This window comes from Janthinobacterium svalbardense (assembly GCF_002327145.1).
Taxonomy (GTDB): domain Bacteria; phylum Pseudomonadota; class Gammaproteobacteria; order Burkholderiales; family Burkholderiaceae_D; genus Janthinobacterium; species Janthinobacterium tructae.
This window is the reverse complement of the sequence record NZ_CP023422.1, coordinates 3,364,173-3,380,078: the sequence shown is the minus strand read 5'-3', so window position 1 is coordinate 3,380,078 and position 15,906 is coordinate 3,364,173. Positions and strand designations below refer to the sequence as shown.

Below are 15,906 nucleotides of genomic sequence, written 5' to 3'. Positions count from 1 at the left end.
GGCATATAGTATGCTTCCCCTAAAAGAGATGAATGTCATGAAATTTGATGTAGCGATTGTCGGCAGTGGCCTGGCGGGTTTATCGGTTGCACTGCATTTAGCTGAGACGCGCACTGTCGCGATCATTTCCAAACGCGCGCTGCTCGATGGCGCCAGCAACTGGGCGCAGGGCGGGATCGCGGCCGTGCTGGACTCGGGCGACAGCCACCAGCAGCACATCGAAGACACCCTGATCGCGGGCGGCGGCCTGTGCGACGAGAGCGCCACGCGCTACATCGTCGAGCACGGCCGCGAAGCCATCGAATGGCTGATCGAGCAAGGCGTGCCATTTACGCGCGATGCCTCGGCCGAGCTGGGTTTTCATTTGACCCGCGAAGGTGGACACAGCCAGCGCCGCATCATCCACGCGGCCGACGCCACCGGGCACGCCGTGCAAGTGACCCTGGAAGAAAAGGTGCGCGCCCATCCGAACATCAGCCTGTTCGAACACCATTGCGCCATCGACCTGATCACCTCGGACAAGCTGGGCATGAAGCCGACCCAGCGCAACGCGCAACCGCATTGCCACGGCCTGTACGTGCAGGATGAGCAAACGGGCAAGGTGCACACCTTTGCCGCCGAGCATACCGTGCTGGCCACGGGCGGCGCCGGCAAAGTGTATTTATATACAACGAATCCCGACACGGCCAGCGGCGACGGCATCGCCATGGCCTGGCGCGCCGGCTGCCGCGTGTCGAACATGGAATTCATCCAGTTCCACCCGACTTGCCTGTACCACCCGTATGCCAAGTCTTTCCTGATCACCGAAGCCATCCGTGGTGAAGGGGGCTTGCTGAAACTGCCGCCCGAAGCGGGCGCGGCAGCGGGCACGCGCTTCATGCTGGCCCACGATGAGCGGGCCGAACTGGCGCCTCGCGACGTGGTGGCGCGCGCCATCGACTTCGAGATCAAGAAGCGCGGCCTCGACTACGTGCACCTGGACATCAGCCACAAGCCGGCCGCATTCCTCATCGAGCACTTTCCCACCATCTACGCGCGCTGCCTGGAACTGGGCATCGACATCACCAAGCAGCCTATCCCCATCGTGCCCGCCGCCCACTACACGTGCGGCGGCGTGGTGACGGATCTGGCGGGCCGCGCCGACTTGCCGGGCCTGTATGCGGTGGGCGAGACGGCGTGCACGGGTCTGCATGGCGCGAACCGCCTGGCCAGCAATTCCTTGCTCGAATGCATCGTCATCGGCCGCGCCTGCGCGCAAGACATCGAAAGCAAGGAAAAACTTGGCACCCCATATCTGCCCGACTGGGATGAAAGCCGCGTCACCGATGCGGACGAGGAAGTGGTGATTTCCCACAATTGGGACGAGCTGCGCCGCTTCATGTGGAATTACGTGGGCATCGTGCGCACGACGAAGCGCCTGGAGCGCGCCCAGCACCGCATCGCCCTGTTGAAAGAGGAAATCGACGAGTACTACCGCAACTTCCGCATCACGCACGACTTGCTGGAATTGCGCAATCTGGTCGACGTGGCCTCGATGATCGTCAACAGCGCCCTGTCCCGCCGCGAAAGCCGCGGCTTGCACTTCAGCCGAGACTATCCGGAAACGTTGCCGAAGGCCATCGCCAGCGTGCTGACGCCGCCGCACAGGTAGACAACAAACACGACCGCCTGCTGATACTGAAAGCAGGCACATCGTGCGATGAGTCATTACGGTGTTCCGCTATCGGGCCAAAAACAGACGTTCGCAGCTAGGGACTTGGCTTCGCGCCATAAATTGCGAGATCGCTTTGGGCGATGGACAGCGCTGGCAGCTCTGAGTATGCAGACAGCGCCCGGTTAGTAACTTATTTTGACTTGGGCTTTGGTGCGACCGGCGGCGTTTTCGGCGGATGATTGCCGCGATTCTTCCCAGAAATTTCGCCCGTTTGACTTGGGCCGTTGGTGACAGGACCACGACCAGATGATTTGCTAGCTGTCATTTCAAAAATCCTTTTAGTTGAGATATAGCTATCAGATGAGCCGCCCTGGATGGAAGGCGTGACACTATTCTGAACGTTTCAAGACAGGTCTGCGTACCGCTACATGGAAAAGCTGTCCAACATCAAGGAGTCGACCACAGTATCGAGTCGACTGACGGAGCTGCCGCTTGTTGACTCGCTGCAGGTAGCGTTCGCGCCGCTTAAACTATTGCGCCCGCTCAGTCATTTCGCTACCGCCCTAGGTCTGCGACCCGATATCGCGAAGCCTCCTGATCCCGATTTTCTCGTACATCTTCTGGAGGGCGGCAGCCACCAAGAGCAGCTGCGCAAGGCGTTCGGAAACCAATTCAAGAATCTCGAACATTTTTTGCGCGGCACCCATGAGCCAACAGCGACGACGGTGGCGCTACTCCTACTTGTCTCGCAGACCGACGAGGCGACACTGCGCTCGTTTGCCCATGGGGTGCCGGATGGTCCTTTACTGCCAGCATACGTCGGCCTGTTCCAAGTTCTGGAGGGTGTTTTTCTCCGCGCCTATCAAGCAGCGACAGTCGGAACAGTTAGGTGTCCTTGCTGCGGAAGTGATGTACTCGACGACGCCCACGTGTGGTGGACTGCTCAAGCGGTCGTACTCTCCCAAGATGCATATAGCTTCGTTGACCGCCTATTGCAAGCAATGCTGGGGGCAGTATTGCTATCGGAAGTGCTCTGCCGCTTAAATGCATCCGATCATTTCGACACAGCTTCGCTATTAAAGCTTGCATCGCCGGAGCTCCACCCGATCGGCAACTGGATGGAATTGGTAAAACTGTCCCAAGGCCTAAAGCACGACTGGGAGCTGACGGTAGGGCTTGACGCAGACCCGACCGCACATGGCTCGATTCCAGATGGCCGTCTGCGCAAATGGCGCAGCGGCCAGGATCTGCTACCACTTGACAAAGCGTTTTCAATGGTGGCAGCAACTAAGCACGAGACCGTTTTGAAGCATGCGATGTTCGCTGCGCGAACGCTAAGCCTCGCAATCGACGTCGTACAGGCTGCGGCAGAAACTCCGTCAAGGCCAACGAGAAAACTTGTGCAGGAAATGATTTCTGCGCGGTTAAGGGAACTTCATCTGCATTTCCAAATGGGGAAAGCTGCTGTGGTCTCGGCTAATGCAACACCACTGAAGGTGCTAATCTGACCCATGTGCCAGCGAGTTGCAGACTCCGGGGCGATGTCTGCTTTAGGCGGTACTTGGCAACGATGCAACCGGCCAGAAGCAGCCAGTCACGTTGACGTGACAATGCGTGACTTTTCTCGCTTGATAATTCGTTATGCTGGTGGGTCGCTGGCGGCCAGAAACAGACCTATTCACGCTTTCTCATATACTGCACTGAACGAAGTGCGCCGGGAGAGGATGGTCAGTCGGGCACAAGCGAAATTCAATGAAGCAGTGGCAACATCCAGCGGAACCGTATTGTGCAATCTAGCCTATGAATATTAACTACACATCCGATCAGCCATGCGCCGAGACGTTTAAGGCACTGTACGACACGACTGGCTGGGGGCCAATTTCACGCGGGACTGCGTTCTATCAAGATTCACTTAACGGCTCTTGGTGTTCGCGATCAGCCTATTTTGGCGGCCAACTTGTTGGTTTTGTGCGTGTCATTTCGGATGGTCGCTTGCATGCGTTTGTCACCGAGATGATTGTTCACCCCGAATTTCAACATCAAGGAATCGGAACAGCTTTGCTCAGTTCAATTCTTGACGATTGTCGCGACGCTGGCATTTCAGATGTCCAGCTTTTCAGCGCCAAAGGCAAGGCAATATTCTACGAAAAACTTGGATTTTCCTCACGACCGGAAGATTCGCCTGGCATGCAATTCAATGCAGCCACCTGACCAGTCGTTCAAGCCATCGCTGAACGTCAGTTGCGGAGAAAATCGTATGTCTCTTGTGGGGCGGCACCTGCCAGCAACGGCAACCAGCAAGTAGCTGACCTTAGACTAGGAAAAAGGAATTTGGATGGCATCGAAAACCCAATTCGGAAGCCGCTCATTTATTTAGTGGCGGTTGCGGCAATCTTGTTGCCTACTTATTTGCTCTTCGACTCCTATATCTGCTGGAGAAACGACTCATACCGGCAACATATACCGCCTGAAGTGGAGGTGGCGAGCCTGATCGACTCGGGGAGCACGTGGAATGTGCGTAGTGGTTGTGGAGCGGCGATATTTGAGCTGACGGTCAAGGCGAAAGAAAAGCTCAGCGTAGCGGGTATAACGGCGTTGAATGATGGTGTTGACGACGTTCTAAGTGTGGACACAAGTGGTAGATTCGGTGTTTGGCAGGAAACACCCTATACCGCTGACTTAATTCCAGAAAGTGACTGGGCTGCATCCCTTGGATGCACTTGGATAAGAGCTGAGTTGCATAACGTCATTTACGCTGCTCTTCGTAAAAAGGGGGCTTTCTATAGACGGTATAAAAATGGGACGGTACTTGTTGTGCCAACATCCGGGATTGTTGTTTATACGTTTATGGGTTAGATCAGCTATATTGAAAGCTTGACGAGCGTCCGATAGCGGCCCATCTGCCGCAGTTCGCCAATGCAAGAACTGAAGCATCACCTCTTTTATTTTTGGAGCATCGATTTGGAAAATCTAGTTGTATTGCGAATTTCCGACAATGACGGCGTAGACTTGAATGGTGTCACACTACGCTCAACAAGTGAGGTCGCGGAAGCTCTTGAGAAAATCTGCGCCGAAAACTCGGACATGACCGTTTCTGTCGAGGCCACCGATTCCAAATGGTATGAGTCTATCGGAAAGGCCATTTACGGTAGCCACCGGGCGGGGTTTTCAGGTGAGCGATTTCGCGTACTCATCGACGGCAAGCCTCTGGAAGCCTGACCTAGGTTAGAGTGTTGCGACCACCGATTGAATCCGCAGGCGAAAGCTGTAAACCACAAAAGGCCGTGCTCGGAGTAAACAGCCATGCGCCAAGGTCCAGTCCGGGCCGACAACGATATTTATATTCGAAATGACGCCACGGGCACGGTGCTGGAACCGGACGAGCTCTGGACGCCATCCAGTGTCGCTCCAGTACCGGTACATGCCTCGCAAAAAGGCTAGCCACGCATCAGTGATCGAACGGCAATGACTTTCCCTGTTCACGGTTCCGGCATGTCAAACTCGATCCCATCTTCCGTGTATGAGATCTTGGCCGAGTCGCCAGTGCATGCGCCCTGGGGCTCGTCCGCCACATAGCGGCATTCGCTCTCCAGGCCGCCATCTGCACGCCAATGCCGCGTCCAGCCCTGGCGTTCGCTATCCACGTATTCGATCAGTTGCCGAGGCTTGCCATCGGCGTACCATGAACGCAAGGCGCCCTCCTCGCGCCCGCCCGCGTTCCACTGCTTGTGCACGAGCAAGACGCCGGCCCGGCTGAAGCGCTGTTCGCTGCGCAACACATAATGGTCGCTATGCGTGCGCTTGCTGGCCACTTTACCGTCCGGATAATATTCGACGCTCTCGCCAGCGGGCTTGCCGTCAACGTAGGTGGCGGTGCGCTGCACCTTGCCATCCGGGAAATAGCTGGTGCTCGGCCCCGTCTGGATGCCGTTCACATACAGGCTGCGGCTTTCCACGGTGCCATCCGGATAGAACAGCAGCAGCTCGCCCTCCGTCTGGCCCTTGACCTGGGTCATGCGCGTGCGCAGCTTGCCATTTTCAGCGAAAGTTTCGACCAGGCTGTCGGCGCGGGCGCCGTTGCGGTAGGTGCGCGACTCGATGGGCTTGCCACTTTGCTGATAAGACTGCTCCTCGCCCTCCTGCACGCCATTGCGCCACGTGTTGCGCATGGAAACCTTGCCGTCCGGGTAATACAGGGTCTGCATACCCTGCTGCACGCTGCGCCCATCGCGCTCCACCTGCATCTCGACCTGTCCGTGCGGGTAATACATGCTGTAGTTGCCCACCAGCTTGCCCCTCAGGTAATCGGGATCGTTAACCTGGCCAATCAGCCGCTTCGGTTCGCCTTCGCGCACATGATAGATCTCGACTTGCCAGGTGCCCGGCGTCTTGCCGGGCGGCAGCGGCAGGACCAGCGCGTAGCGCGCCTGCTCCATGACCTCGCCGCGCGACAGGTTGTGGTTCAGATATAAACGGGCCTTGCCGTCGGCACAGTGCTCATCGCAGCCGCGCAGCATGTGGATGACGGGGATGGCATCGGCGCCGGCATGGTCTGGCGCCGGGCAGGCACGCAGGCGCACGAGCAAGGGGTTCCTGTCGCGTATCATGTTGGCCAGCTCGGCCTTCATGACACCATACTGCTCCTCGCTCAATCCTAGCGATGCAGCATCCATGCGCAGCTGCCTGCCGCCGCAGCCCGTGTCGTCGGCAACCGTCAGCACATCGCCGCTGCCGGGCGCGGCCTGGATTGCCTTGATCACCTGGCGCTGCACGATTTCGGCGTGGGCCAGCGCCGGCAACAGCAGCATGGCGCCAAACAAATGTTTCAAAGTGCGCGCCATGCCTGCTCCTTGCGCAACAATTCCCGCGCTGGCGGCGCTTCGCCGCAGTCGCCCTGGGCCTTGCCGGCCACATACCGGCATTCGCTTTGCAAACTGCCATCCTCGCGCCAGCTGCGGCGCCAGCCGTCGCGCTCGTCATTCACATAGTCGATGGAATGCTCGGGCTTGCCGCTTTCGTACCACGAGCGCGACGTGCCCTGCTCGCGCAATTTCGCATCCCAGCGTCGTTCCAGCACCAGCACGCCCTTGGGGCTGTAGCGCTGCACGCTGAGCAGCCCGCCCTTGTCGCCATACTGCTGGCGCGTTTGCACCTTACCGTCAGGATAGAACTCCAGCGCCTCGCCCGTGGGTAAATTGTTGACCTCCGTCATGGTGCTGCGCACGGCGCCATTGGGGTAGTAATTGGTCGTCAAGCCATTCGACTTGCCCCGCTTCGTTTCCGAGCGACTGGAAACCTTTCCATTAGGGAAATAGGTGAGCAGCTCGTCTTCGATACTCTCGTCGCGCAAGGTATAGCTAGTGCTGAGCTTGCCATTCTTGTCGAAGGTCTGCACGGCGCCGTCGACTTGCTTGCCGTCGCGGTAGACCGTCGCCTCGCGCAGCTTGCCCGTGGCGTGATAGAACTGGTGTTCGCCTTCGGGCAAGCCATGGCGCCAGTCGCCACGTGATTTCAGCGTGCCATCGGGATAATAGCTGCTGCTCAAGCCATCCTCGCTGCCCCGCCCATCCTGCGCCACCTGTTTTTCGATCTTGCCATTCGGGTAATATGTGACATACCCCCCACCAATTCGCTCCACTCATAATCGGCGCGCTTGACCTGGCCGGACAGCTGCAGCTTGTGGCCGGCCACGCTGACAATCGCCACCTTCCACGTGCCAGGCTGCTTGCCTTTTGGCAGAGGCAACAGCAGCATATTCGGCGCCTTTTTCTGCTCGATGGGGAAGAAATTTTCGTTCAGGTACAGCCGCGCCCGGCCATCGGCGCAGGTGGCTGGCGTGCAGACGGCGATCTGGCGCACGATGGGCACGGTTCCATCCACCGGACACTTGTCCAGGCTGACGAGCATGGGCGTCCTGTTGCGGATGTGCCGGGCCAGCTCGGCTTTCAGCGCCTCGTACGGCGCCTCGTCCAGCCTGACCGAACGGGCATCCATGCGTATCTGCTTTCCGCCGCAGGCCGTCGTGCCCGCAATACTGAACACATCGCCGCCCTCGCTATCGCGTTCGGCCGCCATAGCCGTGAGCACCTGACGCTGCACGATCTCGGCCTGGGCCATCGCCGGGTAAAGCAAGGCGGCGCCCAGCAGCGCGCCTGTGAATCGGGTTTTCATGCTTTTCCTTTAGTTCTCGGCGCGCGCCACGGGGTCCGGCACGAAGCTCACCCTGCCGTCGCGGTAGCGCACCATCACATCTATCTTGGCGTCCTTCAATTGACCATGCTTCACGGCAGGCTCGTAGGTCCAGCGCTTGACACTCTCCAATACGGCCTTGTTGTGCATCGCTTCCTGCGGCAGTTCTGCCACCACCTGCGTCAAGCTGCCGTCTGCAGCGATGCTCAGGGTCATGCGGTATTCGCCTGTTGAATTTCTTTCATCGAGCACGCCATAGGTAGCGGTGGCCATCGTATCGCGCTGCACGCTGGCGTCTTGGTCCGGCAACGGTGGCAAGGACTTGAGCCTGGTCGCCATCAGCGCGCCGTCGGCCAGCGCCTTGTCCCAGCGCTTCTGGTAGGCCCCCCCTGAGCCAGGCGCAGCACCTGGGCGGCCCGCGTCATGCGTGTCGCCGTGCGCTCGACGCCATTGTCGGCTGGTTCGCCCGGTTCCGTCGGCATGGCGTTCTGCACCGCGTAGCGGAAAGCCGTCAGTTGCGCCAGCGCCACCAGATTCACGGCGTCCTGCTCATCGCCGCCGCGCAGCAGCGCCGTGGCCGCCATACCCAACCACGCCACGCCATCGGTGGGCCGCGCCCACACGGCTTGCTCGAAATACTGGCGCGCCGCCTGCGGCTCGTTCAGGCTCAGGTGCATGCGGCCCATGGCCGCCGCCGCCAAGTGGTCGCGCGGATCGGCTTGCAATTGGTCGAGATAGGTATCGACCAAGGCGGGGGCATAACCCGGCATGGCACCCAGGCCTTCCATCAAAGTGGTACGCAGCTGGGCGCGCACCTTGTCGCCGCCATAAGCGGACGATTTGTCCTCGCCGGCCCGGTACAGCAATTGCAAGCCGCGCGTGACGGCCCCATCGTCGCCCTTGGTCATCGCTTGCGACAGGCTGCGCACGGTCTTGCGCGCGTCCGACGGCTGGAAGCTGGCGTTCTTGCGCGGCCGCCAGGACAAGCGTTCGCGGCCAGCCACTTGCTCGGCTTGCGCCTGCAAGCTGGCCTTGGCCTTGGTTTCATCGGGCGACGAGGTCCAGGCTGTAAAGCCGATCAGGAACAGCACGATCAGCAGCACCACCACGGCCCAGCCCTTGCCGGTGATACCACCGCCAGTGTTGCCCGCTATGGGGATGGTGACGGGCGCCTGCCCCGGCGCCGTATGGTGCGCACCGCGCGTACTGCGCTGCTGCGGCAACGATTGCTGTTGCAGTTGCATCTGCTGCGCCTGCGCGGAGGCTTGCCCGGCCGCGACGATGACCTTGTCGCGCGCGCAGGCCGCGCAGCCCTGGCCCGCAAAATGCTGGTGCTCGGCATTCACCTTGCACACGACCAGCTTGCCGCCGCTGCGCTGTGCATAGCCGCGCAGCAACTGCGCCCAGTCCGCCGCCGACGGCCGCTGCGACTTCGGTGCAGGGGAAAAGGCGCGGTCGAACATGGCGCGCAGTTCGGGCGGCATCAGCGCGTGGCCGCTGGTGGCGTTCGGCGCCAGCTGCTTGTGGCGCTTCACGCCATACGCATAGCAGCCGTCGCGGATGCGCCCGGGAATATCGGTTGCCACTTGCGCATTGCCGGGCCGCCCGCTGTACGGGTGGATGCCAAAGTTCAGCAACTGGAAGATGACAACGGCCAGGGCGAAGCGGTCTTGTGCCATTTCCGTGCCCGCCGGCATGCCCTTGCGCTGGAATTCCGGCGCCAGGTAGTCGGCTGTGAATTGCTCGGCAGGAAAACGCTCCGCATGGCCCTGGATGCTGAAGCCATCGCAGTCGAGCATGGCGATGTACAGCGAATCGCGGTAAAAGCGCAGATTCACGGGCTTTAAATCGACCACGTAATGCTGCTGCTGGTGCAGCGCATCGATGACGGCGGCCAGGTTGGCGGCCAGGGTCAGCTTGGGACCGAGTCCCGTGGGCAAGCCGGCCGCGCGCGCTTGCCGCTCCTGCATGATCTGTTCCAGCTCGGCCGTTTGCGCCATGTCCAGCAAGGGCATGACGAAACCGGCAAAGCCGCCCTGGCCGTCAAACACGGCCGCTTGCGGCCAGGCGATCTGCACATAGCGCTTGCCGTTTTCCACTTGATCGGGCAACTCGGGCGACAGTTCCAGCATCGCTTCGAGCTTGCGCCGGTTGGCGGCCCGGTCCAGGTGCGGGTGGTACAGCTTGGCAACCTGCGCAGGCGCACCGGGCAACAGATACACGCTGCCCGCGCCGCCGCTTTTAATCAGTTTGCCCAGCACCAGCGTACGGACTTTATCCAGCCAGATCTTGCCACCCGGACTCAGGCCCGGTGTCACGCCTTGCTTCTTGCTCATGCGCGCAAGGCCAGCAGCAGGGTCTTGTCATCGCCCGTGATCTGGTGCGTGCGCGGGTCGGCCAGGGTGGACGCCAGCGCCGCATTGCCGAGTTCGACACTCTCGACCGTGCGCAAATAGCCTTGCACGGCATCCATGAAGGGCGCGTACAAGGCTGCATTGTTCTTGCTCATGGCAAAGGGCATGCAGCCGTCCGACATCAGCACCACGCCGCGCACGGACGGTGGAATCGGTAGCAGGCGCAGCTGTTCGCGCCAGCGCTCGCCGCTGATAAAATAGGTTTCGTTGGCGTATTCGCCGTTGGCCGGCAGCGAGATGAGTTCGCCGCCGTCAAGCAGCTGGGCGACGCCCAGGCCATCGCCCAGGTGGAAAAAGAAGCCCGTGTCGGCGCCCATGACCACGCCGACGACCGTGGAAGCATAGTCGTCCAGCGTGGCGTTGGCGGCGCGGGCGATGTCGTCCAGTGCGGCGCGGATTTGCGCCAGGGTACCCGCCAGCGCGCCGTCATGCAAATCCTGCACGGTGGCGCCCTGCTCCAGGCGTGCGGCCAGCGCCTGCACGGTTTGTGCGGCAACAAACTGCGCGCCCTGTTCGCTGAGGCGGGCCGAACCGGCGCCATCGCAAACGATGGCTACCAGCACGCCGCTGACGACGGCGTGCGCGTGCGCATCCTGGCAAGGGATGGCTTTATCCAGGTGCGCCTTGCCCGTGACGGACGCGCCGAACACGCGCCAAGTATTCTGTACTGCGGTCATGGATCAGGTGCTGACGACGGACCAGCCGTCCGTCGAGGCCAGTTGCGCCTGCGCACCGGGACGCGATTGCGACACCACTTGCATGCTGGCGCTCAGCCACAGGAACAGTTCGCGGAACTGCAAGCCCTTCAGCTGCTTCACGCCCCGCTCGCCCCGGCTGGAAAATTCGCCCAGGGTATCGATATTCGCATGGTCGCCCACGGCGATGGGGAAGATCGCCACTTTATTCGCCTGCTCGGCCGCGCGCGCCTGTTCGGCGCCCTGCTGCCAGCGATCCGTCGGCTCGCCGTCCGACATCAAAAACAGCCATGGCCGCGTGTACGCCACGCCAGCGGTGCGGAAACGCTGCTTTTCCTGCTCGATTTCCGCCAGCGCCAGTTCCACAGCCGCGCCGGTCGGCGTGGTGCCGTTCGCCTCAAGGCGGGGCGCCGTGAAATCCATGGCGTCGCACCAGTTGCTGGCCACCACCGCTTCATCGTGGGCGCCATATTGAATCACCAGGATGCGCACGCGCTTGGCGGCGATCACATCGGACTTGAGTTCCTGCTCCAGCAAGGCCAGGCCTTCGTTAAGCAGCGCGACGGGTTCGCCATCCATGCTGCCGGAACAGTCCAGCACCAGCACCAGCGGCGTGCGTTGTTCGGTATTGTCGACCAGGGCGACATCGGGAATCATTATTGAACTCATGGGCAATCGGTAAATGTGAAATCGGACATAGTGGGAATCTTACATCATGAACGTGTTTTCGCCGCGCGAGTTTCCTACAGAACACTATCCAGGCAGATTTGCGCGCGCCATTGCAGCAGCACTATCTTTGTACTATCTTGAAAGTTGCCCAGGCTAGATGGCAGCGACCAGACCTTCCTCATAAAGGTGGGCGAATCGCTGCGCAACACCGCCCTTACCCAGTTCCGCACCTGCACGCCTGCGGCACACTGATGTCATCAGGATTGGGGGCCAGCATGGGTATGGCAACAGATGTAAGCAAACTGATCGGCGCCCTGTACGACTCTGCCTGCGGCGCAGGCGACTGGCCGCAGCTCGACAGCGCTGGCTTGAGCGGCCAGCAATGGCAGGAGCTCCTGCCGCATCTGCAACGCGCGCTGTTCCTGCAGCAGCGCCTGCGCGAGGCGCAACTGGCCAGCCACTGCGCGCTGGCAGCGCTCGACGCCATGGGCGCTGCCGTGCTGGTGCTCGACGCCAACCTCGGGCTGCGCTTCGCCACCCCCGCCGGCCACGCCCTGCATGCGGCGCAACTGGCACACGCCGCCCCGCCCGCCCTGGTGCGCGCCGTGCGCCTGGTGATCGCCAGCGCCGGCTGTGCCGCGCAATGCCAGTCGCTGCGCCTGGCGCGCCAGCAGCAAGCGCCGCTGGCCCTGACTGTCACCGCGCTTGGCGCTTGCCAGCCCCCATGCGCGCTGCTGATCGCGCGCGACCCCACACAAGCGAGCACGTCTGTTCCTGCCTTGCGCCAACTGTTCGACCTGACGCAAGCCGAAGCGCAAGTGGGCAAGGCGCTGGCGCAAGGGGCCACCATCGAAGAAATCGCCGCGCGCGGCGGCATCAGCGTCAATACTGTCAAGACGCATCTGCACCACACTTATCTGAAGACGGATACGCGCCGCCAGGGCGAGCTGATCGCCCTGATCCACGGCGCCACGGCGCACCTGGCCATACTCGATGCATGAAGCCCGTCATCCAATCGGATGATGCGCAGGGCAACTTGCCTGCCTACACTGGCAAGACCGGCTGGCCGCGCCTTGCCAGTAAGACAGCAGTGTCTGCGCACCAGCCGGTTCGATTTCCCTGGCACCCACATCAACATCGCCGCGCCGGCAGCGGACGGCACCACAGTTCAAGGATGGGTAAAAAAATGAAAACATGGCTCCTGGCCGGCACAATGGGCGTCTGCGCCCTGCTGGCAAATGCGCAATCGCTCCCCGATAGCCAGACCGTCGTCATTCCAGGCGGACGCCTGCAGACGATCGAACTGCCGGCCCACAAACACTTTATGAATGCGCAAGAGTTTTCCCCGTTCCGCGGCGGCTATGAGCTGTCGAATGGCCAGGTGCTCTACCTGCGCAATGCGAGCAGCGTCGGCGCCATCATGTATGCACGCATCGATGACCAGGACGAACACCGCATCATCGCCAGCGGCCGCAACAGCTTCGTGGCGCTCGACCGGCAACTGGCCATGCGCATCGACTTGCGCGACGACGGCAGCGTGGGTGGCGAAGTGCTGATGCTGGTGCCGGCCGAGAAACTGGCCAGCGGCGAGATCATGCCCGCCCACGTGCAAAACATGGGCCTGGCATCACGTTGAGGCGGCAAGCGGCATGCCGCATGGGTGACGCCATGAGCAAGCAATACTCTGTCCAGCAGCAAAACGCGCAGACCCTGGCCGCCATCAGACAGACTGCTGCCTGGTGGCGCGCGCGCCCCTTGCCCGACGCCTTGCGCCAGTGCGCCGCCAGCCATGGCGTGGCGCTGGGCGCGGCCCTCATGCTCGACCTGCGGCTGGCCTGGCCCGGCATGCCCGCCGTGTGCGGCAAGCTGCTGAGCGCCGATGGCCACTTCATTCATTTTGAAATGGAGCTGGACGAGGATCTACATCCTTTGCCCGGCAGCGTGCAGTGGCAGGACATCAGCGCAGCCTATCTGCGGGCCGCGCACAGGCATGGCACAGGCGTGGGCTATGGCGTGCTGTGCAAGAAGGTGCTGCAGGAACTGAATCACGGCGCGTCCTGACGGAACGGCTGCGCACGCATGCTATCATCGGCGCCCCGTTCATGAGACAAATGGCAACGCCACATGCAGCATCCATCCGGCAGGAAATCCTTGTCAATACTGCGCCGCAGCCTGCGCCTGCTGGCCTGGCCCTTGCTGGCCCTGATCAGTGCCGCCTGCACCAGCACCGAGCGCCATCCTTCCAGCGCCCCGACGCAAGTCATCCTGCGCTTTACCTATGACAACGGCAAGCCGATGCGGCATGAGGATCACATGGTCATGGCGCGCCAGCAAACGTATATCAAGCGCTGCAGCAAGGTGGGCAGCACCAGTGTCTGCGATATCGGCATGGAGATACTGTATGCAAGCAGCGACAAACCGCTCGATGAAAACGGCGAAGCGCGCGTCACCCTGCGTTCGACCGGCCCCATCGGCGACCTACCGACCGATCGCTGCATCAATGGCAAGGCCTATGTTTTTAATTCCGGCGACTGGATACGCGGTCCGTTCACCCCCGGCCAGGTGATCGAGATACGCTACAGGATCAGCGAAGTGAAGAAGGATTGTACCTATTCGGAGAGCGCGCCACCGTGGTGGGACAAGAGCTAAGCTAGCCAGCCAGCCGGGGCCGGCTGGCCTGGCTTTACTGCAGCTCGAACTCCGCAGGCGTCAAGCCCAGCTCGCGCGCGATCTTGCTGGCCACGCGCTGCTCGTTGGCGTCGAAATTGCCGTCCGACGAAGCGACGGCGATAATCATGCGCACCAGCAGGCGCGACGCCTCCACATTCGACTTCATCTTGCCCAGCGCCTGATACGCCTTGGCTTCACCGATATCCTTGTCGAACTCCAGCTGGCCCACATAGTCCTGGAAAGCCTTGATCACGTCCGTGGTGGTAAACACCGACAGCGCGTCATTGCTTTCAATAAACTTCACCATCTTCTGCTTCTCTTCCGCACTGACGCTGCCGTCGGCCATGGCGATCAGGGCCGAGCCCGCCATGGCGGCGTTCAGGAAATCCTTGTTCTTGTACTTCAGGGCTTCCGTTTTCAGTTCACTGGCTTTGGTCTTCAGTTTGGACAGAAAGGAATCGAAACTCATGGTGTACCTCCGGGGTTGTTGGTTCATGTCGAGCGGCAAGTCGTGCCGCTACCCAAGGTAGTTGAGGGTGTAAGCTTGAAATACAAGCAATGAAACCACGCCATACGCTCACTGGCGGCATTTATCTCACCCACAGGCAAAATCCGGGGTCAGACCCGTCGGGTCTGACCCCAGTTTCTGCCTTGGGGTGAAATTCAGTCAACTCCACACAAACCAGCACATAACCCCAATCACATAAAATTATCTTCTTTGCAGTTGAAAAATAAGTAACTTCATGGCAGCATGGAATGACATTTTCTTTACTGCAAGGTTGTGATGGACAAGCAATTGCTGTTGATTTGCGCACTGACATTTATCATCCACATCATCGGCACCCTCGCCTACTCAGTGCGCATCGCCGGCATCCGCACGCGGCGCATCGCCGTGTCGCTGGCCCTGTTCAGCATTCTGATGCTGCTGTCGCGGACTTCGAACTCTTTCCTGGGACCATTTCTCGCCAAGCGTGTGGAAACAGGCATAGACCAGCATGTTGCCGCCAGCACGCTATTGGTAGACTTCCGCTGGCTGCTGTTCTCCGCCAGCCTGGCAACGATACTGGGCGCCATACTCATCCCCACCTTTCAGCGCGCCTTCTGCCGCGCCGTCGAGCACTTCCAGGTGCACAGGTCGGTGCCCAAACTGCTGCTGCATGCCGTCTTCAAGGGCGGCTTGTCCTACCTCAAGACCTCCGCCAGCCTGCCCAAGCCCGCCAACGTCACAGGCCTGCGCCAGAAATCCGGCGTATCCATCTCCATGACAGCCATGAACGTCATCGCCACGGCCCTGTGGACGGTGGGCGTCTTCGCGGCGCTATACGCAGGCGTGCTGGACCCCAGCGTACGCGTCACCTCCAGCACCCTGTCCTCCATCATCAACGGCGGCGCCACCATCATGATGGCCGTCTTCATCGACCCGCACATGTCGGGCATGACGGATGACGTCATCGAAGGCAAGATCGAAGAATCGCAGTTTCGCCGCGCGGTGGTGTGGCTGGTCGGGAGCAGATTGGCGGGGACGCTGATTGCGCAGTTTTTGCTGGTGCCGTCGGCGGTGGTGATTGTGGCGGTGGCGAAGGGGTTATAGGTAAGCTTTCAATAATTAAAAACA

The 15,906-nt window shown here is 60.8% G+C and carries 18 protein-coding genes; 10 read left to right on the top strand and 8 right to left on the bottom strand.

Annotated features, from left to right (window positions below):
• Positions 1 to 37 precede the first annotated feature (37 nt).
• The 5 genes from nadB (at position 38) to CNX70_RS14965 (ending at position 4,873) form a co-directional block, all read left to right on the top strand.
• Positions 38 to 1,651: an L-aspartate oxidase gene (nadB, locus tag CNX70_RS14985; RefSeq protein ID WP_096235333.1), complete on the top strand. Its 1,614-nt coding sequence runs from the start codon at positions 38 to 40 to the stop codon at positions 1,649 to 1,651.
• A gap of 431 nt (positions 1,652 to 2,082) precedes the next feature.
• The gene (locus CNX70_RS14980; RefSeq protein WP_096235332.1) at positions 2,083 to 3,162 is read left to right on the top strand and encodes a hypothetical protein; all 1,080 of its coding nucleotides are present in this window, start codon (positions 2,083 to 2,085) and stop codon (positions 3,160 to 3,162) included.
• 292 nt (positions 3,163 to 3,454) lie between these two features.
• On the top strand, positions 3,455 to 3,865 hold the full coding sequence (locus tag CNX70_RS14975; protein ID WP_096235331.1) for a GNAT family N-acetyltransferase: 411 nt from the start codon (positions 3,455 to 3,457) through the stop codon (positions 3,863 to 3,865).
• A gap of 120 nt (positions 3,866 to 3,985) precedes the next feature.
• Positions 3,986 to 4,510, top strand: coding sequence for a hypothetical protein (locus tag CNX70_RS14970; protein WP_096235330.1), 525 nt, complete (start codon positions 3,986 to 3,988; stop codon positions 4,508 to 4,510).
• Positions 4,511 to 4,570: 60 nt separating this feature from the next.
• Positions 4,571 to 4,873, top strand: coding sequence for a hypothetical protein (locus tag CNX70_RS14965; protein ID WP_096235329.1), 303 nt, complete (start codon positions 4,571 to 4,573; stop codon positions 4,871 to 4,873).
• Positions 4,874 to 5,133: 260 nt separating this feature from the next.
• Here the strand turns inward: CNX70_RS14965 and CNX70_RS14960 are convergent, their stop codons facing one another.
• From CNX70_RS14960 to CNX70_RS14930, 7 genes are read right to left on the bottom strand one after another with little or no spacing between them, the layout of a single operon-like run.
• A complete protein-coding gene (locus CNX70_RS14960) occupies positions 5,134 to 6,495 on the bottom strand; it encodes a toxin-antitoxin system YwqK family antitoxin (RefSeq protein WP_096235328.1) in 1,362 nt (453 codons plus the stop codon).
• Positions 6,480 to 7,199, bottom strand: a complete 720-nt coding sequence (locus CNX70_RS14955; RefSeq protein WP_167389668.1) for a toxin-antitoxin system YwqK family antitoxin — start codon at positions 7,197 to 7,199, stop codon at positions 6,480 to 6,482. Before CNX70_RS14955 ends, CNX70_RS14960 begins: the two co-directional genes overlap by 16 nt.
• Complete coding sequence (locus CNX70_RS14950) at positions 7,196 to 7,825, bottom strand: hypothetical protein (protein WP_096235326.1); 630 nt, start codon at positions 7,823 to 7,825, stop codon at positions 7,196 to 7,198. Before CNX70_RS14950 ends, CNX70_RS14955 begins: the two co-directional genes overlap by 4 nt.
• A 9-nt stretch (positions 7,826 to 7,834) precedes the next feature.
• Positions 7,835 to 8,182, bottom strand: a complete 348-nt coding sequence (locus CNX70_RS14945) for an energy transducer TonB (protein ID WP_096235325.1) — start codon at positions 8,180 to 8,182, stop codon at positions 7,835 to 7,837.
• The gene (locus CNX70_RS14940) at positions 8,182 to 10,179 is read right to left on the bottom strand and encodes a hypothetical protein (protein WP_096235324.1); all 1,998 of its coding nucleotides are present in this window, start codon (positions 10,177 to 10,179) and stop codon (positions 8,182 to 8,184) included. Before CNX70_RS14940 ends, CNX70_RS14945 begins: the two co-directional genes overlap by 1 nt.
• The gene (locus tag CNX70_RS14935; protein ID WP_096235323.1) at positions 10,176 to 10,934 is read right to left on the bottom strand and encodes a PP2C family serine/threonine-protein phosphatase; all 759 of its coding nucleotides are present in this window, start codon (positions 10,932 to 10,934) and stop codon (positions 10,176 to 10,178) included. The genes CNX70_RS14940 and CNX70_RS14935 overlap by 4 nt, the downstream gene beginning before the upstream one ends.
• A 3-nt stretch (positions 10,935 to 10,937) precedes the next feature.
• Positions 10,938 to 11,621 (bottom strand): vWA domain-containing protein, encoded by a 684-nt coding sequence (locus tag CNX70_RS14930; RefSeq protein WP_096235322.1) that lies wholly within the window; start codon positions 11,619 to 11,621, stop codon positions 10,938 to 10,940.
• Positions 11,622 to 11,902: 281 nt separating this feature from the next.
• On the opposite strand from CNX70_RS14930, the gene CNX70_RS14925 reads away from it, so the two are divergent.
• The 4 genes from CNX70_RS14925 (at position 11,903) to CNX70_RS14910 (ending at position 14,270) form a co-directional block, all read left to right on the top strand.
• A complete protein-coding gene (locus CNX70_RS14925) occupies positions 11,903 to 12,622 on the top strand; it encodes a helix-turn-helix transcriptional regulator (RefSeq protein ID WP_157751031.1) in 720 nt (239 codons plus the stop codon).
• Between the two features lie 185 nt (positions 12,623 to 12,807).
• Positions 12,808 to 13,257: a hypothetical protein gene (locus tag CNX70_RS14920; RefSeq protein ID WP_157751030.1), complete on the top strand. Its 450-nt coding sequence runs from the start codon at positions 12,808 to 12,810 to the stop codon at positions 13,255 to 13,257.
• 32 nt (positions 13,258 to 13,289) lie between these two features.
• Positions 13,290 to 13,682 carry a hypothetical protein gene (locus CNX70_RS14915; RefSeq protein ID WP_157751029.1) on the top strand — a complete coding sequence of 131 codons (393 nt, stop codon included), beginning with the start codon at positions 13,290 to 13,292 and terminating at the stop codon, positions 13,680 to 13,682.
• A gap of 90 nt (positions 13,683 to 13,772) precedes the next feature.
• Positions 13,773 to 14,270, top strand: a complete 498-nt coding sequence (locus tag CNX70_RS14910) for a hypothetical protein (protein WP_096235318.1) — start codon at positions 13,773 to 13,775, stop codon at positions 14,268 to 14,270.
• 34 nt (positions 14,271 to 14,304) lie between these two features.
• Here CNX70_RS14910 and CNX70_RS14905 read toward each other — a convergent pair whose 3' ends face one another.
• On the bottom strand, positions 14,305 to 14,760 hold the full coding sequence (locus CNX70_RS14905; protein WP_096235317.1) for a tellurite resistance TerB family protein: 456 nt from the start codon (positions 14,758 to 14,760) through the stop codon (positions 14,305 to 14,307).
• 315 nt (positions 14,761 to 15,075) lie between these two features.
• On the opposite strand from CNX70_RS14905, the gene CNX70_RS14900 reads away from it, so the two are divergent.
• Positions 15,076 to 15,882, top strand: coding sequence for a lipid II flippase Amj family protein (locus tag CNX70_RS14900; RefSeq protein WP_096235316.1), 807 nt, complete (start codon positions 15,076 to 15,078; stop codon positions 15,880 to 15,882).
• Positions 15,883 to 15,906 lie beyond the last annotated feature (24 nt).